Origin of the sequence: Timonella sp. A28, assembly GCF_051200815.1 — a bacterium.
In the GTDB taxonomy this organism is placed as follows: Bacteria; Actinomycetota; Actinomycetes; order Actinomycetales; family Cellulomonadaceae; genus Timonella.
Map to the genome: position 1 here is coordinate 1,658,371 of NZ_CP195159.1, position 23,206 is coordinate 1,681,576.

Sequence of the window (23,206 nt, forward strand, 5' to 3'; positions counted from 1 at the left end):
GGTGCGTTGTTGGCCATGCAACGCACCAGTTTTTTGTGTTATCTGCGTTTTGTGGCGTGCAGTGGTAGGAGGTGTGCGAGGTGTGCTCGTTCCCCTGATGCGTGTACGCTGCCGCTTGCTAGGGCTGTCTCCCAGGTTGTGCGTCCGGTTGCGAGTTCGAGCCACGTGTGTGGTTCCATCTCGATGACGTTGGGCGGTGTGCCTCTGGTGTGTTGTGGTCCTTCAATGCATTGCACGGCGCCTGCGGGTGGGACTCGTACTTCTACTGCATGCCCTGGAGCGATGTCTGCTAGTTCTTCGAGTGTGAATCTGACTGCGGTGGTTACAGTTTTTTTGTCTGTGTGGCCGTCGAGCCATGCGTGCACTGCCGCGCGTCCTGTTTGTGGGTCTGTTTTTCGACGAGTGGCCATTAGTGGTTGTTTTCTGTGGTGTGGTTTTCGGTTGGGGTGTCGTAGTGGAAGCGGATTCGTCGTTTGTCGATATCGGCTTCGCTGAGGGTGACTGTAACGATGTCGCCTAGTGGGAGTTGGGCTGCACCTCGTACTTGTGCGTGTACTGCCGGTTCGGGGATCATTATGTCTCCTCGGCGTGGGTCTTTGTCTTCGCGTTCTACGATGACCCCTTCAAACGTGTGTCCGATGTATTCGATGAGTAGTGCTGCTTCGACGATGTCGATGGTTGATCGGGTGTATGCGTTTGAGCGTCGTCCTGATGTGGCGAGTGTTTTGGGTAGTTGTGGCAGTTCTTGTGTTACCCAGTGCGGTATGTCGTAGTTACCTGATGCGGCTAAACATATTTCTGTTGTGTAGCGGTCGCCGAGGCGTCGTAGTGGTGCTGTCACGTGGGCGTAGTGGGCGCCTATTGCGTTGTGTTTGGCGTCGTCGCCTACGGGTGTGTTTTCTGGTGTGAATGCGCGGTAGTCTGCCCCGCGGAAGAGTGTGGTGGCTTCGTGTTGGAAGGCTGCGTGGCGTGGGTTGTTTGGGGTGAGGGTTGCGAGGAACTCACCGTATGTTTGGGTTTTGGGCCAGTTGAGGCCGAGTGCGTGGGCGGTTCTGCGTAGTCGTTTGATGTCTCTTGGGTCGGCGGGTGGGAGTGTGCGTACGAGTCCGGTTCCGGCTTCGAGCATGAGTTGTGCTGCTGCCATTCCGGTGAGGAGCGAGATTTGTGCGTTCCAGTTTTCGATGTCTTTGACTGTGCGGAAGGACAGCCCGAAGCCGTGTTCGTCGTCTACATGCACTTCTTGTTCTGGGACGTTGAGGGATACTCCGCCGCGTGCTTGTTCAATGTGTTGGCGTTGCGGTCCGACGATGGCTAAGTGCAGGACTGTATCGAGGAGTTCGTTGGATAGACTCACCAAGTTTGGTGGGTTTGTCTTGTTGGTGTGTGCGTCGACGATGTCTTGCGCTTGTCCGTAACTGAGCCGGGCGCGTGAGCGTACTAGTCCACGTTTCACATGTTTGGTGAGCATGTGTCCGTCGTCGTCGACGTCGATTGTCCATACTGCGGCGGGCCGTGTTTGTTCAGGTAACAGACTTGCTACGTCTTCGGAGAGTGCCGGCGGGTGCAGTGGAGTACGTTCAGTTGGTGCGTAGAGTGTCATGCCGCGTTTGTGGGCTTCGGCGTCTAGTGCACCGCCAGCGTGCACGAATGCTGCGACATCAGCGATTGCGTAATGGATGCGGAACCCGTTGGTTGTGCGTCCGATGTGCAGGGCTTGGTCGAGGTCCATTGAACCGTCAGGGTCGATGGTGAGGAAGGGAATGTCTAGGGTGTCTGTGCTGTGTGTTGGCCACGCTTCTTGTGGTGACTGCGCACTGCGGATTGAGGCAAGGACAGTGTTGACTTCTGCGTGTACTGCGTCAGGGAACGACCGTGGGACGTTCATTTCGTTGCGCAGGTGTTCGAAGGCGTCGCGTATTGTCTCGGATACTGACGGTTGTGGGAGGCCAAGTCGGACCACTCTTTGAGGCATGTATTGACCGTACCTTTTGTTAAAAGTTCATACAACGACTGTGCGACATGCGATAACGCATATTTTTGTGCGGTTTGTTTCTTCGCGTGGCGGGTTGTGGGCAGCGGAGCACTAGCCGAATGTGTTGCGGAGAACTAGCGTGTCGTTATGGAGGACTTCACTGGAACCACTGGCGTAACTCGGCTTCGTACTTCTCGCACCATCATTGATGATGAGTCGCGGTATCTGGCCCACAATTATCGTCCGCTGCCTGTTGTGATCACTGAAGGTGATGGCGCTTGGGTTACTGATGTTGAGGGTCGACGTTATTTAGATGCGTTGTGTGCGTATTCAGCACTGAACTTTGGGCATCGTAACCCTTCGCTTATGCAGGCAACTCTTGAACAGTTGGGACGTATCACGTTGACGTCTCGGGCTTTCCACAACGACCAGTTGGGGCCTTTTGCTGAGGAGCTGTGCGCATTAACGGGATACGACATGATGCTTCCCATGAATACTGGCGCTGAGGCGGTAGAAACTGCTTTAAAGTTGGCGCGGTTGTGGGGCTACCGGGTGAAGGGGGTTCGTCCTAATCGCGCTGAAATCATTGTGGCGTCAGGTAATTTCCATGGACGCACGATTTCTTTGGTGAGTTTTTCAGACGACGTTCAAGCTCGCGCAGGTTTTGGGCCGTACACTCCGGGGTTTGTTGCGGTTCCTTACGGTGATGCGGATGCTCTCGAGCAGGCAATCACAAAGAACACTGTGGCGGTTTTGTTAGAGCCGATACAGGGCGAGGCGGGAGTACTGCTGCCGCCTGACGGGTATTTGGCTCAGGTTCGTCGCAGCACTGAACGCCATGCTGTTTTGTTGATTGCTGACGAGGTGCAGTCGGGTTTGGGTCGCACTGGAGCCACTCTTGAAACCGAACGGGTTGGTGTTCGTCCTGATCTGGTCACGTTGGGTAAAGCTTTGGGTGGCGGGGTTGTTCCGGTGAGTGCCGTTGTGGGAAACCGTGATGTCATGGGTGTTGTACGTCCAGGTGAGCACGGGTCCACGTTTGGGGGTAATCCGCTTGCGTGCAGTGTGGGGCGTGCTGTGGTTGCTTTGCTTGATACTGGGGTGCCGCAGGCTAATGCGCGGTGGCTTGGTGCCGAGTTGGGTAAAGAGTTGGAGGCGTTAACGTCTTCGGGGGTTGTTGGTTACCGTCAAGTTGGGTTGTGGGCGGGAATCGACGTTGATCCTGCTTTGGGTTCTGGCCGTGACGTGTGTGAGGCGTTACTGCGTCATGGCGTACTGGCGAAGGACACTCATGGGTCTACGTTGCGTCTGGCCCCGCCTCTCACGTTAACGGACGACGAACTTGATTATGTGTGTGCTGCGTTAACTGCTGCTCTTGATGAACTTGCATAAAAAATGCGTGTGGCACCTGCCCCTTACTTAGGGCGGTGCCACACGCTATTTTCAGTGTCTACAAAGGCAGCGTCTCAACGAGATAGTGCCTTACGGATGTTGCAGTTGTTAGATAACGCCTTGTGCGATCATGGCGTCTGCGACCTTGGTGAAACCAGCAATGTTTGCACCCGCAACGTAGTTTCCTGGCTGACCGTACTTGTCTGCCGTGGTTGCACAGTTGTTGTGGATGTTCTTCATGATGGAGTGGAGGCGCTGTTCGGTGTAGTCGAACGTCCATGAGTCACGTGAAGCGTTCTGCTGCATTTCGAGTGCTGAGGTAGCAACTCCACCAGCGTTTGCTGCTTTACCTGGCGCAAAGAGGACGCCTGCTTCTTGGAATGCGGTGACAGCATCTGGGGTGGTTGGCATGTTCGCGCCTTCAGCGATCACGCGCACACCTGACGAGATGAGGAGTTTCGCTGAATCGAGGTCGAGCTCGTTTTGGGTTGCGCATGGCAGTGCAATGTCTGTCGCGATTTCCCAAATGTTGCCCTTTTCGACGAACTTAGCGCCGCGGCGTTCTGCGTAGTCGGCTACGCGTCCACGTTCAACTTCTTTAACCTGCTGGATGAGGCCAATGTCGATTCCCTGCTCGTCGTATACGTAACCGGATGAGTCAGAGAGTGCAACAACGGTTGCGCCGAGTTGTTCTGCTTTTTGGGCGGCGTAGATTGCTACGTTTCCGGAGCCTGATACGACTACACGCTTGCCGTCGAAGGAGTCGTTCTTTGCTGCGAGCATCTCGTTTGCGAACATGACTGTTCCGTAACCGGTTGCTTCGGTGCGCACGAGTGAGCCACCCCAGCTGAGGCCTTTACCTGTGAGTACACCTGACTCGTAGCGGTTTGTGATGCGCTTGTATTGGCCGAAGAGGTATCCGATTTCGCGGCCACCTACGCCGATGTCACCAGCTGGGACGTCCGTGTATTCTCCGATGTGACGGTACAGTTCAGTCATGAATGACTGGCAGAAACGCATGATTTCTGCGTCTGATTTTCCGCGTGGGTCGAAGTCGGATCCACCTTTACCGCCACCAATGGGCATTCCGGTGAGGGAGTTCTTGAAGATTTGCTCGAAGCCTAGGAACTTGATGATTCCGAGGTAGACGGATGGGTGGAAGCGTAGGCCACCTTTGTATGGGCCGAGGGCAGAGTTGAACTCTACGCGGAAGCCTCGGTTAATTTGCACGTTGCCGCGGTCGTCAACCCATGGCACACGGAAGATGATTTGGCGTTCTGGCTCGCAGATACGCTCGAGGATTGCAGCATCCACATATTCTGGGTTTTTCGCCAAGACCGGTGCGAGCGAATCGAAGACTTCACGGACAGCCTGGTGGAATTCCACTTCCCCCGGGTTGCGTCGTAAAACTTGGTCAAAGATTGGAGCGAGCTGACCTTCCATGTGGATAAGTCTCCTTTGCTGAAGCTTTGTGCGTGCGCTCGTCATGCAACTTCGTTTGTTACAAGTGGCACGCTCGTACCGGTTTTCGTTTCTGAGCCTACAACTTGGCGGTAACAGAAAATAGGACTTTACGTCACAGGAGAAAGTGCGATCAGGCACAATATCGCGGTTTTAACACGGCCGTAACATGCGATTTTACACGCTCGAAACAGACCGTCCCACGTAGTGGCCATAAGTTCAATGATTTTTCCGTGTTTTGGGACGACTTTCAGCGGAAAATCGCGTCTTCAGGTGCTGCGTGTGCGCGGTTAAGACCGTACAAGGCGCACGATTTCGCGCACGCGTTCTCGTGACGTTACTTCCAACCCACCAGGTGCGCCGCCGCCCGGGCCTGTTAGACCGCTGTCTGCCACTATCTCCTTGGCAGATACGTGAATCCCATGTACGCCGACGGTTTTAAGGCTAGGAATGATGTGCGGGGTCACTCCCCCGCCTGCTTGAATCTGCACTCTCGTCCCCATGTGAACAAGACGGTCCAGAGCGGCTAGACCTTCGCCCACGTGTGGGGCTCCCCCCGAGGTGAGTACCCGATCGACCCCTAGATCAGCCAACTGCTGTAGGGCAGATACCGGCTCAGCAACAACATCAAAAGCGCGGTGGAAGGTGACTTCGGGTCGCACCGTAAGATGTTTTCCGGCTTCGTGAACAGCTTGCATCCACACCTCGAGTGCAGCAACATTCATCGTGTTGTCTGTATGTAACGCGCCAATCACCACACCGCGTGCACCAGCAGCTAACGCCACGTGTATATCGCGGGCCATCACCTTAATGTCGTCTGGCGTGTACACAAAACTTCCGGGGCGCGAACGTATCAACACATGCGTTGGAATTCCTACTGAAACAACTGACTCGATTGTTGCCAGTGAAGGTGTGAGCCCACCTGTTGCCCCCAACGCTGTGCACAGTTCAACACGATCAGCGCCCTCTTCCAGAGCGATACGCGCCCCGGAAACATCTTGGACAGCGATCTCTATGACGGTCATGGTTGTGTCCTCACATGCGTGGCTCTAGCAGCCGAGTAAAACCTATGTTTAAGCATGCCTGCTCGTACCCAGAAAACGATGCAATGCAAACAAATCTGGGCGTGCCGTAACTGGATCGTCTACGTTTTCACTGGCAAGGTCGGCGATAAGTTTCCCAATCACTGGCGTGAACTTAAAACCGTGGCCAGAGCACGGCGAAGCAACAACTACTCGGCCAACCCTGTCTACGAGGAAATCGTCTGTTGGGGTGCGCGTATACGTGCATGACAAAAACTCAGCAGATTCATGGATAAGCCCCGGCAGCCACTCCCGCACATAATCTGCATGCAGTTGAAAATCGCCTTCTTGTGGAGCCCACGTCCGGTTATCTGCGTCAACACTGCGGCCATACGCGTTAAACCCGACTTTTATGCCTTCGCCTTCGGTTGCAAGCCCATAAACGATTCCCGGCCAACGCGTAGGAGCACCTGTTTGTGGATTGTAGGGCGCATGATCATGGGTAAAAGACGGCCACGTATCTTCACCCATAGGTGCTGCAATCTCGTGACCTCCAACAACGGACAGTTCCGCTGCAATCTGAAAATGTGCTGGTGCAACTTCAACAACGTCCAACGGCAACGGACGGTCAATGTTCAATAGTTGACGGGCGAGCGTGTTAGTCCAGCCACCGGCAGCAAGCACTACCCGCTGTGCAAGAAAATCGTGTGTTTCTGTTTCAACAACAACGCCGTGAACCGCATGACGAGCATTTACGACACGAGTGTTGTAAAAAATATCTGCCCCATGCTTTTCTGCCTGCTGGTGTAAAGCCGAAACAGTCCGATCCGCATGAACGCGACCGGCCGTTGCACTTTCGTACAACACTTTTCCCTCAAAACGCATGCCTGGCCAGCGTTCTTGGGCTTCGTCGCTCGTAAAAACTGTGAGGTCAATGCCGTGCGCACGCATAGGTTCTTCAAAGTCGAATGGCGGATAGCCGTGCGATACCAGCCCTACCGGGGACAACAGTTGTGTGCGCGCCTCGGATTCCAGCTCATGCCATAAAGGCAAAGCCTGCCGCATAAGACTTAAATATTCGTCCTGCGCATACGTGCTGCGGTAGATACGCGACCCACCATGTGAAGAGCCTTGCCGATGCTGAGCATCAAACTGCTCCAGCAACGCAACTGAGCGACCGCGCTGAGCCAACTGCCATGCGGCTGCCGAACCCATGGCACCGCCCCCAATAACGACAACGTCATATGTGTTAGGCATATCGTGCTCCTCTACAAGTCAGGGGCGGCACCAAAGCGGTGCCGCCCCTGACTTTACGTACAGTTTTTAGCCAAAGAGTTTTGGCAATGTTTGAGTGAAAACGTCCTGTGCTTCAGCCACCGGAATGGTGAACAAGCCTTCAACTTCTACAGCCTGCTGCCCGTCAACGTCGTGCCCTGTCTCACCGATCTTCAAGAAAGGCACACCGCGTCCAACACATGCGTCTTGGAAACGAGCGATCTCTCCGCGTGGCACAGCAACCACTGCGCGTGCAGTTGACTCTGAGAACAAAGCCGCAAATTCGGAGATGCCGTCACGCGCAACAACATCAGCAACGTTAATGCGTGCACCAGTGCCAAAGCGGATAGCTGATTCAAGAACAGCCTGAACTAGTCCACCCTCTGAAAGGTCGTGTGCAGCAGTGACAAGCGAGTCACGAGCCGCGTTAATCAGAACCCCTGCGAGCGCTTTTTCTGCAGAGAAGTTAACAATTGGTGGGACTCCACCAAGGTGCTTGTGTGCCACATCTGCCCACGCTGAACCGTCAAGTTCATCACGTGTTGTACCGAGCAGGAATAGGACGTCGCCTTCTGTGCGGAAACCGCTTGTTACGGAGTGGCGAACGTCGTCCAAGACACCAAGTACACCAACGACTGGTGTTGGGTGGATGGATGAGTCGATCTGACCTGGCTCACCGGTTCCGTTGTATAGCGATACGTTTCCGCCAGTGACTGGAACAGACAGTTCGAGGCATGCGTCTGCGAGGCCTTCAATGGCTTCGACGAGCTGCCACATAGCGTCGGGGTCTTCTGGTGAACCGAAGTTCAAGCAGTCTGTGACGGCCATGGGGCGTGCGCCTGCTGCGGCGACGTTACGGTAGGCTTCCGCAAGCGCGAGTTGTGCGCCAGTGCGTGGGTCGAGTTTTCCGTAGCGGCCGTTAGCGTCGGTGGAGATTGCGACACCGAGGTTGGTGGATTCGTCTACACGGATAACGCCTGCGTCGTCGGGCTGTGCGAGTGCAGTGTTGCCTTGTACGAAGCGGTCGTACTGGTTGGTTACCCATTCTTTGGATGCTTGGTTTGGTGAACCGAGCACTGCAAGGGCAGCGTCGCGTAGTTCTTGACCGGTGCGTGGTCGTGGCAGTAGAGCGGCAACTGTGGTGTTTTTGTTGAGTCCGTCTTGCCATGTTGGGCGCGCGTATGGGCGGTGGTAGGTTGGGCCTTCGTGTGCGACTGTGCGTGGGTCAACGTCAACGATGCGTTGGCCGTGGTGGTCGATGGTGAGTCGTCCTGAGTCGTTCACTTCACCGACGACGGAGGATTCGACGTCCCATTTTCCGGTGATTGCCATGAATTCGTCGAGCTTCTCTGGCGTAACAACAGCCATCATGCGCTCTTGAGATTCCGACATGAGGATTTCGCCGGCGTTAAGTGATGGGTCGCGTAGGAGGACGTCGTCAAGCCATACGTGCATTCCGCCGTCACCGTTAGATGCGAGTTCGGAGGTTGCGCAGGAGATTCCAGCTGCTCCGAGGTCTTGGATTCCTTCGACGACGCCTGCTTTGTAGAGTTCTAGGCAGCATTCAATGAGGACTTTTTCCATGAATGGGTCGCCGACTTGCACGGATGGGCGCTTAGCTGGCACGCCGTCTTCGAATGTTTCGGAGGCGAGGATTGATGCTCCGCCGATTCCGTCTCCACCGGTGCGTGCACCGAAGAGGATAACTTTGTTGCCTACGCCTGACGCGTTGGCGAGGTGGATGTCTTCGTGTCGTAGTACACCTACTGCGAGCGCGTTGACGAGTGGGTTTCCTTGGTAGGAGGCGTCAAAGACGAGTTCTCCACCGATGTTTGGGAGTCCGAGGGAGTTACCGTAACCGCCGATTCCTGAGACGACGCCGTGGACGACGCGTGCGGTGTCTGGGTGGTTGACGTCTCCGAAGCGGAGTTGGTCCATGACTGCGACTGGGCGTGCACCCATGGAGATGATGTCACGGACGATTCCGCCGACGCCTGTTGCTGCACCTTGGTAGGGTTCAACGAAGGATGGGTGGTTGTGTGATTCGACTTTGAAGGTGACAGCCCAGCCGTCTCCGATGTCGACGACTCCAGCGTTTTCGCCGATTCCGACGAGTAGGTGCTTGGTCATTTCTTCGTTGGTCTTTTGACCGAACTTTTTCAGGTGTACTTTGGATGACTTGTAGGAGCAGTGCTCAGACCACATGACGGAGTACATTGCGAGTTCCGCTGCGGTTGGGCGGCGTCCGAGGATGTCGCGGATTTGCTGGTATTCCTCGGGCTTTAGTCCTAGCGACGCGTAGGGCTGCTCCTCGTCAGGAGTGCTCGCTGCGTATTCGACAGTGTCCAGAGTGGGCTTGCTGGAGGCGGTCATTCGTTCCCTCATGAGTAATGTGCTCGGCGCTGATCCTGTTGTTCGGCGCGCGTCGGCCAGACGCCCTGATTCTATCGGCTTTAGTGGGCTTGTGGTTCCAGTCTTGCTTAAGGTGAGACGTATTTTTGTGTGGCGTTGGTGGCGTTATACGCTTTACGGTCGTGTGTGGCACACCGTACATGGAGTTGTGGCATGGTTGTTGCCATGGTTGTGCGTGTGGTTAACGGTTTTGTTGCTTGCGTTTTGTGTGTTGCTTTAACTGGGTGCGCGCTTTCTAGCGACGAAGCACCGACTTCGGTTTCTGCGAGTCCGCCTAGTTCTTCTGACTCGCTCACTCCCCCGCACAGCATTGAGCCGTCACTTGAGGAGCCGGTTGGGGAGTCAGCGCAGGTTGTCCTTGAGGTGTCTCCTGCGTTAAAGATGCTGGACTCTAGTGTTTCGGTAGAAGGTGACGTAGTTGACGGCGCACTTTTTATGACCGATAAACCTCATATAAATATTGAGATTCACGGTGAAGATCTTTCCGTGGTTACTGCGCTTGACAGTACTGTTGCTGTGCTTGAGCAGGGAGAGTTTGTTGTTGGAGTGTCTGCGCCGCGTGAGGCTAAAAGCCGTGTCCCTGTTCGCCAGATTATGAGCGAGGTGGGGGAAGACAAGAGTGTGGTGCGGGTGCTTGTTTCGCGTCCGGCAACGTCGCAGGATGATGAGCCTGTGCAAGCGGTTATCGGATATCAGCCTGTGAGTGCAACGAGTTGGGGCAATCGCGAAGGCGGAGTATCGCTTGCTGTAACCCCAAGTGTGTGGGGGCGCAATGGTGGCCTGACTGTCGTCGATTTTGGGTGGGAGCAGCTGACGTGAGCTCAATCCTGATATTGAGGACGATGCGAACGGCGACACCATGAAGAAACAGTTTCAATGTCATGTGATTGGTGCACCGACGAAGGACACCTGGAATTTGGAGCCGTGGCGGCCAGACGGCACACTCACAGCTATTATGGCGGCGCGCTGTAACCCGTAAAACAAAACCCGGCACTCGTCAGAAGTACCGGGCTTGCACCAATCGCGTTAGTCTCGCAGTTCCATTCCAGATGCGTCGCGGTGCCATGGGTCTCCGGGATTAGACACAAGAATCAAAATGCCTTCGATAAGCCCCCACACAAACGATACGAATGCCAGAGCACCGAAGCTCAGAAGTGTGATGAGTAGTTGCGCGATGGCTTTTCCGGTGTTGCCAAGGTAGAAGTTGTGAACACCGAATACGCCTAGGAGGATCCCTAGGATTCCCGCAACGACTTTAGATTTCTGGTTAACATACGACTGTCCGTACGCGTTGTATCCCTGCTGCTGGGCACCATATGGCTGCTGATATTGACCGTATTGGTCTTGCTGCTGGGAATAGTAGCCGCCAGCTGGTGGCGCACCATACTGCCCGGGTGGTGTTTGCTCTGGCTGCGTGTAGGGCGTGTTGCCGTACTGCCCGGTGGGGTTTTCTGGGCTGGACGAGGGCGTGTTGTTTGAGTCTGGGGTTGAGGAGCCAAACTGGTCTTGCGAGGACATGTTGTTCCTTCGAACTAAAGGGTGTACTTATATGTTTAACGCTACCGCAGGATAAGGCTAGTAGCGCAGGGGTTTTTACCCTGAACCTACCCTGATCTTGTTACCTATGCAGGTATATGCGGGAATGTGCGCAAAGCAAAAACGCCCCATTACGTTTTGCTCTGCGCTCATTGCACCTCGTAAGACACTCAGTCGTTGAGTTCGTTGCCCTGTGCGTCTTGGTGCCATGGGGTTCCTGGCTTGGAGATGAGGATGAGGATACCCTCGATCAAGCCCCAAATCCCAGACACAAACGCAAGGAATCCAACGCTAAGCACCGTAATCAAAAGTTGAGCAATAGCTTTACCCTTGTGGCCAAGGTAGAAGTTGTGGATGCCAAAAGTACCAAGAAGAATTCCGAGGATACCTGCAACAACTTTGGACTTTGCTGGAGCCTGGTTGAACTGTGGGGCGTTAGGTGTGTGTTCTGACATCATGTTCCTTGGTTCACCCTCAGGCTTCCTGCCTGAGGCGTTTTTGAATATGGCAGGGTTAGGCTAGCAGGAGGCTGTATTTCACATACTAGGATAAAGGCTTTCCATCTGGTAAAAAAGGGCAAAGTTTTTTTCAAAAAACAAATAATGCCCGCAAGGTGAGACAAAAGGCCTGTTCATAGCAAGCACTCATGATCGCTGACCGTCCATCTGATACAAGCTGAACGACGAGTGCTTCGAGGTTCGGCATACTTGAAGGCATGTCCCCTTCTGCACGTTCACGCAACCCTGCCACACAGGCCCCCAACCATAACCCCGGAATCAGGGAGCTTGCGCAACAATACTTTGACACTCGAGCGTTACTCTCGCCAGCTCATCGCATATTTTCTGCTCTGCCCCACACATCAGCACTAGTTGCGTGGGGTATTACCGCTGTTCTTTTCATTGCCGGTGGCCTACTGCTACTGAAGCCACTCACTGCGGTACTCGTAGCATTCTATTTTTGGATCGCAGCTACCGCTTGGCTGCTATTCACTGTTCTACGCACAACCAAGCATCGTCTAGCTCGCACATTAGTGATAGTCGGGTTCGTTGCGCTTGCCGCAATCGTCGTGGGATCTGCGTACACGCTGAACACACTGCCTGCGGTAGGGGCCTCCCTGTTATTCGTTGGTGCCCTAGCGCGGATAATGACGTTAAAGAAAAAAACGCCTGCACAAAAAATTCTTCGCCTATCAGTCGCAGCAATGTACGTGCTCGTCGGAGCATCCAGTATGTTTTGGCCAGACATAACCCTTGTCGTTATGGGCTATATCTTCGCTCTGTGGCTCATTATCACGTCATTTAGAGTGAGCTCACGGATTCTAAAAGGTGAGGTAGCAACCGGACACCAACCTGCTGAAGCCACTCCTTCAACACCACACAACAGCAAAAATATTGCCCCACTCATCGGTGCTTTTGCTGTAGGTCTCAGCCTTATTTTTGTTGGCATGACCGTCGCCGGAGCAACCATGTGGCTACGCTCCACCTTCAATCAAGTTGATTCATTTTATTCATACGACACCACCAACCTGCCAGAACCTGGCACACTCCTACGCATAGGGGCATACAACGGCAACGTACCTGAAAACCTGCTCGCTAAACGCATGTTGTACACAACAACCGGAACCTCTGGGCAGACCACCGTAGCAAGCGGCATCATCGCTATTCCTGCGGACATGACGGAAGCAGACAAACCACACATGCTGCTGTGGGAACACAGCACAACCGGTTTAGCCCCAGCATGCTCGCCCTCTGCAGGGTCTACTGCACTGTCAGCACAGAACATCCCGGCATTCGTGGACGTATACAAAGAAAACTGGGGTTTTGTAGCGCCCGACCTGACCTCATTTGAGCAAACACGTGCTACCCCATTCCTCATCGGAGAGACACAAGCCGCTTACTCACTGGATGCTGCGCGGGCGGCACGAACGCTCACCCTTGCTGACATCACTTCTACAGAAGACACCATTGATGCGCCTGCCCAAGGCTCAGATCTGTTCTCCCCTGAAACTGTGGTGTGGGGGCACTCCCAAGGAGGTCACGCAGCATTATGGACCGCGAAGCACGCATCATCCTATGCACCCGAACTCACCATTTCGGGTGTAGCGGCTCTCGCACCCATCGCTGAACCTTTCGAGTTCACACAATCACTCATCGACACCAAACAATCATCTGTGGCGATGATGCTCTCATACATCGTGGACTCGTATTCCTCCGCATACGACGACGTCACTGAACAAGACTATGTCCGTTTTGGCGCGTCCCCCATCGTGAACTCACTAGATTCACGATGCACAGATTCGTCGTCGCTCGCGTCAGCCATGTCCATGATCTTGCTTGGTGCTGAAGGCACAAACCTCTACTCTGGCATCGATGAGTCCTCAACGCTTGGCCAACGCCTCACACAAAACGCCGCCGTTGGAACCTTTGATGTTCCAGTGTTTTACGGATGGGGTACACAAGACGAAGTAGTCACACCACAACTGCACGAAAAGTATGGTGAACAGTTATGTACTGCTAACCCAACTGCAACCATCAATACGTACGTTGATGACACTCACCTTGACGTGCTGCGCAACCCGCAGGCGCTGGCGACCTCACCGCATGGAGCAAAGACCGGTTAGCTGGTGTGCAACCAACCGGCGCGTGTAACTAACAATCACGGTTAAGCCGACAACAAAGGGGTGGTGCACACGCTGTGTGCACCACCCCTTTTATGTTGCGTTTAGCTTACGCGCGCGATGCTCGCGAGTCATCTCGAATCTGCCCGACGAGTTCTTCCAGAACATCTTCGAGAGTCACTACACCAGCAACATGCCCTTGGGCTTCAACAAGCGCCAAGTGTGCACCTTCGCGTTGCATACAACTCAATACCGCTTGCAAAGAATCTGTTGCTTGCAAGGTAGGCATCGGACGAATAATTGATGGATCAGCAGGTAAGTCGCGTGCATCAAGATCAACATCTAAGAAGTCTTTGATGTGCACGTAACCTACTGGTCTACGCTCAGCGTTCAACACTGGGAAACGTGAGAACCCATTCAACGCGACTTGCTCCGCTTGCGCAGGAGTGAAGCCCTCGTCGATAGTGCGCATCTTTACCATCGGGATGATGACGTTTTCCACGGAACGCGACTCAAAGGTTAATGCGCTCAACAAGAGTTGTTCATCATCGGACGAGATCAGACCACCCTCGTGTGATTCTTCAACGAGGTCAGCAACTTCTTCTTGGGTGAAGACAGTTGCAACTTCGTCGCGTGGCTCAACCTTCATCAACCGCAAAATGCTGTTTCCGATACCGTTGAACAACCACAGGATTGGGCTGAAGATCTTTGCGATCACCACAAGAATTGGTCCAAGAACAAGCGCAACCTTATCTGGTCCTGCGAGCGCAATGTTTTTCGGAACCATCTCACCCAACACGACGTGCAAGAACGTTACGAGGGAAAGCGCGATTGCGAAAGCGATTGGGTGGACCATCGATTCGGGGACGCCCCACTCTTTGAATGGTTCTTCAATGAGGTGGGCGATTGCCGGTTCGGAGACGTAACCCAAGAGCAGGGATGCGACGGTGATACCCATTTGGGCTGCAGCCATCATGAAGGACACGTTTTCGATGGCCCACAGCGTCATTTTCGCTGCTCGGCCGCCGTTTTGTGCTTTGGGTTCGATGATGGATCGTCGGGCAGAGATCAGCGCGAACTCTGCGCCAACGAAGAACGCGTTCAAGATCAGCAAGAAAACGGTTACGAGGATTCCAGTGATCGGGCTCATCGGGCACCACCTTTACCAGTTGCGGCACGTGAACCGAGGAGTGTAACGAGTACACGTTCGATTCGAACACCATCGATTTCGGTGACCATGAGGCGCAGGTATGCGCTGGTGTGGCCTTTTTCGTCTGGTTGGGGTTCTGTTGTTGTGGTTTCTCCGCTGGTTGTCACATAGACGGAGTCGCCGACACTTGCGAGCCGACCAAGTTCGAGGGTCACTAGCCCTGCGATGGTTTCGTACTCTTCGTGTTCGGGGATGCCGAAGTCGATGACGTCGTCTAGTTCGTCTGGGCGTACAGACGCGTCGACGGTCCATTGGTGTGCTGAGACTGCTTCGATTTCTCCACCGTCTGGGTCGTGTTCGTCGCGGACTTCACCGACGAGTTCTTCGACGAGGTCTTCGAGGGTGATGACTCCAGCGACGTCTCCAGATTCGTCAATGAGTACAGCCATTTGTAGGCCTCCGGCACGCAATGTGTCCATAAGGTCGTCGAGTTCTACTGTGTCTGGAACAAGTGTTGCTTCTCCCATGACATCGCCGACTACGGTGTGTGGGCGTTGAGAGTAGGCGATTGCGAGTGCTTGGCGTACGTGTACGAGGCCGTCAATTTTGCGTGCGCCTGGTTCGAGCACTGGGAAACGTGAGTGTCCAGTCTGTTTGGCGAGGGCAAGCAGTTCGTTGACGGGGGTGCTTTGGGTGACTGACACCATGCGTGAGCGTGGGGTCATTGCGTCGTGTGCGCGGCGTTCACCAAAGGCGAATGATCGTTCAACGAGTTGCGCGGTTCGTGTTGGTAGGGCGCCTTGTTCAGCAGAGTGACGCACAAGGAAGGATAGTTCTTCTGCGGAACGGGCAGATGCGAGTTCTTCTTGCGGTTCGATTCCGAACATGCGCACGATCTTGTTGGCGGTTCCGTTAAAGAAACGCAGCAAAATTGCGGTTGCTTTGGAGAATCCGCGCTGGAAACCGGTAACGGCGCGCGCTACTTCTAGTGGTTTCGCTAGTGCGAGGTTCTTTGGAACAAGTTCACCGAAGATCATGGTGAGGGCTGTGGCGAGAACAAGAGCTAACGTGACGGATACTGAGCGTGCTTGTATGTCTGACAAGCCCGCGTTTTCTAGTGGTCCGACGATGAGGCTGGCAATTGCGGGTTCAGCCATGAAACCAATTCCTAGGTTTGTGATGGTGATCCCGAGTTGTGCCCCTGACAACTGTGTTGACAGTGTTGCTAAGGCTTTGAGGACGCCTTTAGATTTTTTATCGCCTTGTTCTGCTTGTGCTTTCACAGCGTTTTTGTTTACTGTGACCAGCGCGAATTCTGCGGCCACGAACATGCCACACGCTGCAATGAGGAGAATCCCAACAATGATGGATACGACTACCATGTTTCCACCTCCTCAGCTTGTGAAGTGTGTGCTGCTGTGCACGCACTGCTAAGAAGGTGGCTGGGACTATGACCAGGTGTGTCCACAATGGCCTTTCTCGAAAGTATGGTTACAGCGCAGTTTTCTTTTTGGTTGCGCTGGTACTCGCGCAGATGCGAGTACTGAATATAACTATGACTGATGTTGTTTAGTTCCCGCATTAATTTACAAGTTTTGTGACGAAAAAGGGGTTCAACATGACCCGTCATGTTGAACCCCTGTAGTGGCGTGTTAGTGGGCTGCTTTTTTGGTGGTTTTTTCGTGGAGCGGCGCATCACCGCGGGCTCGTTGTTGCCGGTAGTATTCACGCGATTCGTTTTGTCTGCGTTGTTCTATTCCGGTGAGCAGGGTGGCGCGTACGAGGGTTTCGTCGAACCCGAATGCGTCTATGAGGTTTTGGGCGTGTGGGCGTAGTCGTAGCAGGAGTCGGTCTATGTATGAGGTGACTGTTTCGGCGCGTTGTGCCGAAAGCCTGCCGTTGATGAGATACCACGCGAGGTTCTGCTCGATGGTGTGCAGTGCGTATAGGTCTCTTACCCAGGTGAGTATCATGCGGGCGTCGTGGTCTTCGATGTCGTCTAATGCTTTTGTGAAGGCTTCCCATTGGATGAGGTCTGCGTGTGCTTTTGCTGCTTCGACGAGTTCTGTTTGGTGCGTGTTGAAGAGGTTGGCTGCGTCTTGTTGGCTCATTTTTTGTGCCGGCCGAAGGGCATTTGCGAGTTCTTCGACCATTGTTTCTACGCGGTCTGCTAGTAGTTCACGTTGGGTTTCTTCGTCGCGTAATTCTGCGGCTGAGCGCCGTTTTGATCCGGTGTCGAGTATGGTTTGGACGGCCCGGTTGAGTGGTGTTTTGTATAGGACGGTGTCTGCTGTGCGTTCGACGACGAACCTGGCCATGTTGATGCCGTCAATGTTTTTGAATTGTTTTGCATAGTCGGTGAGCAGGCGTTTGCCGACGAGTTGCAGTAGGACTGTGTTGTCGCCTTCGAAGGTGACATATATGTCGAGGTCTTGTCGTAGTTGTACGAGCCGGTTTTCTGCCATGAATCCGGCTCCTCCGCATGCTTCTCGTGCGGTTTGCAGGGTGTGGAGGGCTCGCCATGTGGAGGTGGCTTTGAGAGCTGCCGCAAGTGTTTCGAGGTCTTCTCGGCTGTCTGGGGTATCCATGCCTTCTTCTGAGAATACGGCGTGGAAGAGGTCGAGGAGCCTATCGTGGGCGAAGTGTCCTGCATACACTTCCGCGAGGAGTGGCAGGAGTCTGCGTTGGTGTGTTTGGTAGTCGAGCAGGACGGTTTCGTCGGTGTCGTTCGTTGAGGTGAATTGTCGCCGCTGGTTTCCGTAGGTGATTGCTGTGGTTAATGCGATTTTGCTGGCTACTCCGGCTGCGCCGTCGAGTGATACGCGGCCTTGGACGAGTGAGCCGAGCATGGTGAAGAATCGTCGTCCTGGTGATTCTATGGGTGAGGTGTAGGTGCCGTCTGCTGCTACTGAGCCGTATCGTGCGAGGAGGTCGTGGCGTGGGATACGCACATTATCGAAGGCGAGCCTGCCGTTGTCGATGCCGTTGAGTCCGCCTTTTAGTCCGTCGTCTTCAGAGGAAACACCGGGTAGGAGTGTTCCTGCGCGGCCCTTTTTGGTTGTGTGCCGGATGGGCACGTAGAAGGCGTGCACTCCGTGGTTGACACCTTGGGTGATGAGTTGCGCAAAAACTATTGCTGCGGTTCCGTGTAGCGCGGCGTTGCCTAAGTATTCTTTCCACGCGGCCCGGAACGGGGTGTTGATAATGAATTCTTGGGTTTCTTCGTCGTATGTCGCCGTGGTTGCGATGGAAGCTACGTCTGAGCCGTGGCCAATTTCGGTCATGGCGAAAGCCCCTGGAACCGTGAGGTTCATTGCTGGTTGCAGGAGCCGGTCGTGTTGTTCTGGTGTTCCTAGGTGATGTATTGCGGCACAGAATAGCCCCCATTGAACGCCTGCTTTTATTTGCAGGGAGGGGTCTGCGGCAAGGAGCTCTTCGAATCCTGCGATACCGCCACCGGCATCGTCTTTTCCGCCGAGGTGTTCGGGGAATGCCCGTAGCACTTGCGCCTCTGACACGAGGATGGAGAGTTGGTTGAACACTCGCTCGCGGTGTTCGTCCATGCCGAGGTGTGGGTCACGGATGATGCGCGGGTCGCGGGCAAAGTTGCGGGCGATCAGCCGCAGGTCTTTCCATCGTCCGAGTAGGTGCGGGGCGAGATAGTCGAGGTTTACCTGTAGGTTGCTCGCTGGTGTTTTAGCGCGGTTGTGTGTGCGCTCTGTTGTTGCGGTCATTGCTCACTCCTTTGTGTAGCAGTGGGGTCGCGTGTGCCTAATGAATGGTTACGGGCTGGTGATTCGTGTTGTTTTGCTGCGGGCTAACTGTTTGACTGGGCCGTTCCATAGCCATGTGGTGATGGATTCGGCGAGTTCTGCGCGGGTGGGATGCTGGGGTTGCCCTATGTAGGTGAGCCACCATTCCCCTGTACCGCGGACGAATCCGACGGCGCCGGCGGCCCACGCTGCTGCGTCTGCTTGTGGGACTTTCATTTCGTGTGCGAAAGGGAGTGCGACGACTTCGTTCATGGAGTCGAGCAGTGGCAGTCCTGGGGCATCACGGGTGATGAAGTAGTACACGTTAGGTGAGTGCTCGATCATTTCGAGGTAGCTGTCAACCATTGCGTGGAGGGCTTCTTTTGGTGTTGCTGCGCGCTGTGCCGCGCCGTGTAGTGCTTCATGTATTTGTTGCATGACGGCTTCGGCCACTGCTGTTTGCAACCCTGTTTTATCGACGAAATACCGGTAGACGATTGATTTTGATGTTCCTGCATAGTTTGCAATGACGTCCATTGAGATGTCGGTGCCGTATATGTGTACGGCTTTGCGGGCGGCTAGGGCTAGTTCTAGTCGTCGTGCTGTGCGGTGTTCTTCCCACCGTGTGGAGCGGCCATCGTCGGCATTTTTCTCTGTGATTGAACTCACGATACTCAGAGTATCAGGTACTCTGGGTTCTATAAAGATGTATCTGATTGCGAAAGCAATGGACGAAAGTCCTAAAACTACTCACGCTGCAGTCAGAACCCGCACAGCCACAACTCAAGCAACGACGCGAGGAGACACCATGGCAGCACCACATCCGCACCACGATTCCCCCACCGACACCGCCCATCGACCACTCAACGATGCAGTCATCATCGGCGCAAACAGGATTCCTTTCGCGCGCGCTGGAGGCGCATATGCAGAAGCCTCAAATCAAGAAATGTTCACGGCCGTACTGCAAGGCCTTGTTGCCCGTTTCGGCCTACACAATGAGCACATCGGAGAAGTCGTTGCCGGTTCCGTTTTAAAACATTCCAAAGACTTCAACCTCACCAGAGAATGCGTTTTAGGTTCCTCGCTCTCCCCCACAACATCTGCGTTCGACCTGCAACAAGCCTGCGCGACCGGCCTTGAAGCATTCATTACCGTTTCCAACAAAATCCAGCTCGGCCAAATTGATTCAGCAATCGCAGGTGGAACAGACACTATTTCTGACGCGCCCATCGCCGTATCTGACAGGCTACGCACCGCGCTACTCAAAGCCTCACACGCAAAAACATTTACCCAACGCATCAAAGCATTTAGCACAGTGCGCCCCAAAGACATCGCACCCGACACCCCACGCACTAATGAACCTCGCACTGGGCTATCCATGGGTGAACATCAAGCAATAACTACAGCGCACTGGGAAATTGCTCGCGATGCACAAGATGACATTGCCTATGCTTCGCACCAAAACCTAGCCCGTGCGTATGAGGATGGATTCTTCAACGATCTCGTCACGCCACATCGTGGCCTCACCCAAGACCAAAACCTGCGGGCTGATTCGACCAGAGAAAAACTTGCTGAGCTTCCACCAGTTTTCGGAAAAAATCTCAACGTTGAACCGACTATGACCGCCGCTAATTCCACTGCACTCACGGATGGCGCATCTGCCGTGCTCGTGGGTAGCCGCTCATGGGCTACAGAACATAACCTGCCTGTTCTGGCGCGTTTTGTTGACGCACACACCAGCGCAGTGGATTTTGTGCACGGCCACGAAGGTTTACTCATGGCTCCGGCACACGCGGTTCCAGCCCTATTGAAACGAAACGGATTAACCCTTCAAGACTTCGACTTTTATGAAATCCATGAAGCGTTCGCGTCCACTGTCCTCACCACACTTGCAGCGTGGGAAGACGACACCTACTGCCGCACAGAATTAGGCCTTAACGAACCTCTGGGAAGCATTGACCGATCAAAGCTTAATGTCAAAGGTTCGTCTCTAGCAGCCGGGCACCCTTTTGCCGCAACAGGAGCTCGCATAATAGCGACGGCCGCAAAACTGGTCTCTCAAGAAGCTGCACGTACAGGACGGCCGGCACGGGCACTTATCTCTGTGTGTGCTGCTGGTGGACTGGGTGCCGCTGCGATCATCGAATCTGCTGTTTAAGGAGGGCATTGTGAGCGACAACTACACACAGTTCGTTAACAAAGGGCTGGGGAAAGCCCTCGCGCACAAGCTTGGACTGCCGCAACCAGTCCCTTTGCGTCGATACACTCCAGAACAGCCCTTGGTTACCGGACCCATACTCGTTCTTGGATTGCCTGACTCATCTGATACACAGCGCGTATGCGACCAGCTTCTTGCGTTAACCGATACCCACACAGACGTTGATGTGCGTCGTCATAGCGAATCTGACGGGACCTCGTGGGGAGCCATCATTGTTGTACTGTCAGATATTCATTCTGTGGGCGACCTTAGCGCGCCCTTGCGGGAATTAGGCGCACATGTACGCTCGCTCAATCCGAGCGGCCGCATAGTGTTTATAACTCGACCGCACGCGGACAACACTCCAGAACTTTCGGCGGCGCGCAACGGCGCACATGGTGCCTTGCGCAGCCTTGCTAAAGAACTTCGTCGTGGGGCAACAGCAAACGCCATTGCTGTTGCTGATGAGGTTGATGTTGATGCTCTGCCTGTCACGTCGGCGCTTCGTTTTCTCTTGTCTGCTCGTTCCGCTTTTGTTGATGGACAAATTATTGATGTGTCTTCAGCTACGGGAACAGAACCCGCCCGTTGGGACAGTCCTTTAGCTGGAAAAGTTGCTGTGGTGACTGGTGCTGCGCAAGGAATTGGGGCCGCCATCGCACGCACACTGGCGCGAGATGGCGCCACCGTTGTGGCTGTTGATGTTCCCGCCGCAGGCGAGAATCTGGCGCGCGTAGCCAACGATATTGAAGGCACTGCCCTCCAACTCGACATCACCACTTTGGACGCAGGAAAAACGATTCTGGAACATGCAGTCACCCGCCATGGCGGCTTAGACATTGTTGTGCATAACGCAGGTATCACTCGTGACAAATTATTAGCAAACATGGACGAGGCACGATGGGATTCAGTGCTTGCAGTGAATCTTGAATCACAGCTACGCATTAATGATGCACTCCTTGCAAGCGATTCCTTCACCGAGAGCCCGCGTATCATTTCGCTTGCTTCAACCTCAGGTATCGCGGGGAACCGCGGCCAAACAAATTATGGTGCATCGAAAGCTGGAGTGATCGCCATGGTGGCCGCAACAGCACCTCTGCTTGCTCCCAGAGGGGGAACAATTAACGCTGTAGCGCCTGGTTTTATTGAAACTGCTATGACTGCAAAAATTCCGTTTGCCACTCGAGAAGTTGCTCGTCGCCTCAATTCGTTGCAGCAAGGTGGACAGCCTATTGATGTTGCTGAAACTATTGCGTTTCTAGCGTCACCTGCATCTGGCGGAATTAATGGCCGCACGCTGCGAGTATGCGGACAGAACGTGGTGGGCGCATGAGCCTGCTTACTCCTTACTTGCGTCCGGATGCCACACGCGAATTCACACACATACCTGGTTTGAATAGCCTGTACACGCAAGCGCTGCTGCCTGATCCACAGCGAGTGTTTACTGCAGCGCGAACAAAACTATCAAGGCAGTCTTCTTCACCAGTACTGGAAGCACCACAACTACCTGATGTAACGCATGTTGCACGTAATGTTTGCGTGCCGCCTGAAAAACTCAAGGCATACCAACACCTTGTTGGCGAGCCAATTGATGGCTCCGTCCCTGCTGGTTTCATACACGTTCTTGGTTTTCCTCTCGCGATGTCCGTCATGGCTAGTTCGGATTTTCCGTTGCCGCTTGTTGGCATGATTCATCTGGAAAATCGGATAAACGTGGCGCGTGCGATAGGCGTGGATGAACACTTCGATTTTTTTGCGTGGACTCAAAACATTGGTGGGCACCCTAAGGGCACGACCGTGGAGGTTGTCGTTGAAGCATACGTCGACGAAAAGCTCGTGTGGCAGGGGGTATCCGTTTACCTTGCTCCTGGAAAGTTCTTAGCCGGACTCGGTGAGGAGCAGGCACGCGAGGCTTTTCAACCGCCGCTCCCTACAGCAGCGTGGGATCTGACGGGAAATATTGGCCGCGAGTATGCCTCAGTATCTGGAGATCGCAACCCTATTCACATGTCTGCGCTTACCGCAAAGGTCTTTGGTTTTCCTCGGGCTATTGCTCACGGCATGTATATAGCGGCTCGTGCTCTGGCACAATCGCGTGATGTACGGGGCGATGAGTTCACATGGACTGTCACTTTTGCTAAGCCGGTACTGCTTCCTAGCAAGGTCTTCGTTTCACTAAGGCAAGCAGCGCCACTTCCATCCGATGATCACTCCTCTCCAAAACCTACACACCTACGTATAGATCCTCGTAATGCTGCCGTTCAGCAGTATGGTTGGAACCCAAAGACAGGAAAACTGCACTTCAAAGGCAGTATTTCTCCGTTGTAATATGTCCATGTGGAGATTCGAACTGTGTAGGTGCTTGTAGTTAGTATTCGCAGTTATCCACAAATCTTGCCGTTTAGTCTGCTTGCCGTAGA

Annotated in this window: 19 protein-coding genes; 7 read left to right on the forward strand and 12 right to left on the reverse strand. The window is 54.1% G+C overall.

Annotated features, from left to right (window positions below; translation table 11 throughout):
- Nucleotides 1-38 precede the first annotated feature (38 nt).
- Together ACR9EC_RS07890 and ACR9EC_RS07895 are read right to left on the reverse strand one after the other, a co-directional pair.
- Nucleotides 39-410 (reverse strand): sterol carrier family protein, encoded by a 372-nt coding sequence (locus tag ACR9EC_RS07890; protein ID WP_435298685.1) that lies wholly within the window; start codon nt 408-410, stop codon nt 39-41.
- Nucleotides 410-1,972: an RNB domain-containing ribonuclease gene (locus ACR9EC_RS07895; RefSeq protein ID WP_435298686.1), complete on the reverse strand. Its 1,563-nt coding sequence runs from the start codon at nt 1,970-1,972 to the stop codon at nt 410-412. The genes ACR9EC_RS07890 and ACR9EC_RS07895 overlap by 1 nt, the downstream gene beginning before the upstream one ends.
- A 147-nt stretch (nt 1,973-2,119) precedes the next feature.
- Between ACR9EC_RS07895 and rocD the strand changes: the two genes are divergently transcribed.
- A complete protein-coding gene (gene rocD / locus ACR9EC_RS07900; protein ID WP_435298687.1) occupies nt 2,120-3,364 on the forward strand; it encodes an ornithine--oxo-acid transaminase in 1,245 nt (414 codons plus the stop codon).
- Nucleotides 3,365-3,472: 108 nt separating this feature from the next.
- On the opposite strand, the gene gdhA is transcribed toward rocD, so the two are convergent.
- The 4 genes from gdhA to purL all read right to left on the reverse strand — a co-directional run bounded on the left by gdhA (nt 3,473) and on the right by purL (nt 9,495).
- Nucleotides 3,473-4,807 carry an NADP-specific glutamate dehydrogenase gene (gene gdhA / locus ACR9EC_RS07905; RefSeq protein WP_435298688.1) on the reverse strand — a complete coding sequence of 445 codons (1,335 nt, stop codon included), beginning with the start codon at nt 4,805-4,807 and terminating at the stop codon, nt 3,473-3,475.
- A 308-nt stretch (nt 4,808-5,115) separates the two neighbouring features.
- Complete coding sequence (locus tag ACR9EC_RS07910; RefSeq protein ID WP_435298689.1) at nt 5,116-5,850, reverse strand: copper homeostasis protein CutC; 735 nt, start codon at nt 5,848-5,850, stop codon at nt 5,116-5,118.
- A 48-nt stretch (nt 5,851-5,898) separates the two neighbouring features.
- On the reverse strand, nt 5,899-7,104 hold the full coding sequence (locus ACR9EC_RS07915) for an FAD-dependent oxidoreductase (RefSeq protein ID WP_435298690.1): 1,206 nt from the start codon (nt 7,102-7,104) through the stop codon (nt 5,899-5,901).
- A 66-nt stretch (nt 7,105-7,170) separates the two neighbouring features.
- Nucleotides 7,171-9,495: a phosphoribosylformylglycinamidine synthase subunit PurL gene (gene purL, locus ACR9EC_RS07920; protein WP_435298691.1), complete on the reverse strand. Its 2,325-nt coding sequence runs from the start codon at nt 9,493-9,495 to the stop codon at nt 7,171-7,173.
- Between the two features lie 192 nt (nt 9,496-9,687).
- Between purL and ACR9EC_RS07925 the strand changes: the two genes are divergently transcribed.
- Together ACR9EC_RS07925 and ACR9EC_RS07930 are read left to right on the forward strand one after the other, a co-directional pair.
- A complete protein-coding gene (locus tag ACR9EC_RS07925) occupies nt 9,688-10,353 on the forward strand; it encodes a hypothetical protein (protein ID WP_435298692.1) in 666 nt (221 codons plus the stop codon).
- A gap of 13 nt (nt 10,354-10,366) precedes the next feature.
- Nucleotides 10,367-10,513: a DUF2599 domain-containing protein gene (locus ACR9EC_RS07930; RefSeq protein ID WP_435300636.1), complete on the forward strand. Its 147-nt coding sequence runs from the start codon at nt 10,367-10,369 to the stop codon at nt 10,511-10,513.
- A 47-nt stretch (nt 10,514-10,560) separates the two neighbouring features.
- On the opposite strand, the gene ACR9EC_RS07935 is transcribed toward ACR9EC_RS07930, so the two are convergent.
- Both ACR9EC_RS07935 and ACR9EC_RS07940 read right to left on the reverse strand, forming a co-directional pair.
- A complete protein-coding gene (locus ACR9EC_RS07935) occupies nt 10,561-11,052 on the reverse strand; it encodes an NINE protein (protein ID WP_435298693.1) in 492 nt (163 codons plus the stop codon).
- A 188-nt stretch (nt 11,053-11,240) separates the two neighbouring features.
- Nucleotides 11,241-11,525 carry a TM2 domain-containing protein gene (locus ACR9EC_RS07940; protein WP_435298694.1) on the reverse strand — a complete coding sequence of 95 codons (285 nt, stop codon included), beginning with the start codon at nt 11,523-11,525 and terminating at the stop codon, nt 11,241-11,243.
- Between the two features lie 260 nt (nt 11,526-11,785).
- Here ACR9EC_RS07940 and ACR9EC_RS07945 point away from each other — a divergent pair, with 260 nt between their 5' ends.
- Nucleotides 11,786-13,690, forward strand: coding sequence for a lipase family protein (locus ACR9EC_RS07945; RefSeq protein WP_435298695.1), 1,905 nt, complete (start codon nt 11,786-11,788; stop codon nt 13,688-13,690).
- Between the two features lie 106 nt (nt 13,691-13,796).
- Here the strand turns inward: ACR9EC_RS07945 and ACR9EC_RS07950 are convergent, their stop codons facing one another.
- From ACR9EC_RS07950 to ACR9EC_RS07965, 4 genes are all read right to left on the reverse strand, one after another.
- The gene (locus ACR9EC_RS07950) at nt 13,797-14,837 is read right to left on the reverse strand and encodes a hemolysin family protein (protein ID WP_435298696.1); all 1,041 of its coding nucleotides are present in this window, start codon (nt 14,835-14,837) and stop codon (nt 13,797-13,799) included.
- Entirely contained in the window at nt 14,834-16,219 is a 1,386-nt protein-coding gene (locus ACR9EC_RS07955; RefSeq protein WP_435298697.1) for a hemolysin family protein, read from the reverse strand. Before ACR9EC_RS07955 ends, ACR9EC_RS07950 begins: the two co-directional genes overlap by 4 nt.
- Nucleotides 16,220-16,489: 270 nt before the next feature.
- The gene (locus tag ACR9EC_RS07960) at nt 16,490-18,571 is read right to left on the reverse strand and encodes an acyl-CoA dehydrogenase family protein (RefSeq protein ID WP_435298698.1); all 2,082 of its coding nucleotides are present in this window, start codon (nt 18,569-18,571) and stop codon (nt 16,490-16,492) included.
- A 48-nt stretch (nt 18,572-18,619) separates the two neighbouring features.
- Nucleotides 18,620-19,258 carry a TetR family transcriptional regulator gene (locus ACR9EC_RS07965; RefSeq protein ID WP_435298699.1) on the reverse strand — a complete coding sequence of 213 codons (639 nt, stop codon included), beginning with the start codon at nt 19,256-19,258 and terminating at the stop codon, nt 18,620-18,622.
- A 139-nt stretch (nt 19,259-19,397) separates the two neighbouring features.
- Here ACR9EC_RS07965 and ACR9EC_RS07970 point away from each other — a divergent pair, with 139 nt between their 5' ends.
- Genes ACR9EC_RS07970 through ACR9EC_RS07980 form a run of 3 tightly spaced genes read left to right on the forward strand, consistent with a single transcriptional unit; the run spans nt 19,398 to nt 23,114 of the window.
- Complete coding sequence (locus ACR9EC_RS07970; protein WP_435298700.1) at nt 19,398-20,747, forward strand: acetyl-CoA C-acetyltransferase; 1,350 nt, start codon at nt 19,398-19,400, stop codon at nt 20,745-20,747.
- 10 nt (nt 20,748-20,757) lie between these two features.
- Complete coding sequence (locus ACR9EC_RS07975; protein ID WP_435298701.1) at nt 20,758-22,119, forward strand: 3-oxoacyl-ACP reductase; 1,362 nt, start codon at nt 20,758-20,760, stop codon at nt 22,117-22,119.
- Nucleotides 22,116-23,114, forward strand: a complete 999-nt coding sequence (locus ACR9EC_RS07980) for a MaoC family dehydratase (RefSeq protein ID WP_435298702.1) — start codon at nt 22,116-22,118, stop codon at nt 23,112-23,114. The genes ACR9EC_RS07975 and ACR9EC_RS07980 overlap by 4 nt, the downstream gene beginning before the upstream one ends.
- Nucleotides 23,115-23,206: the final 92 nt, after the last annotated feature.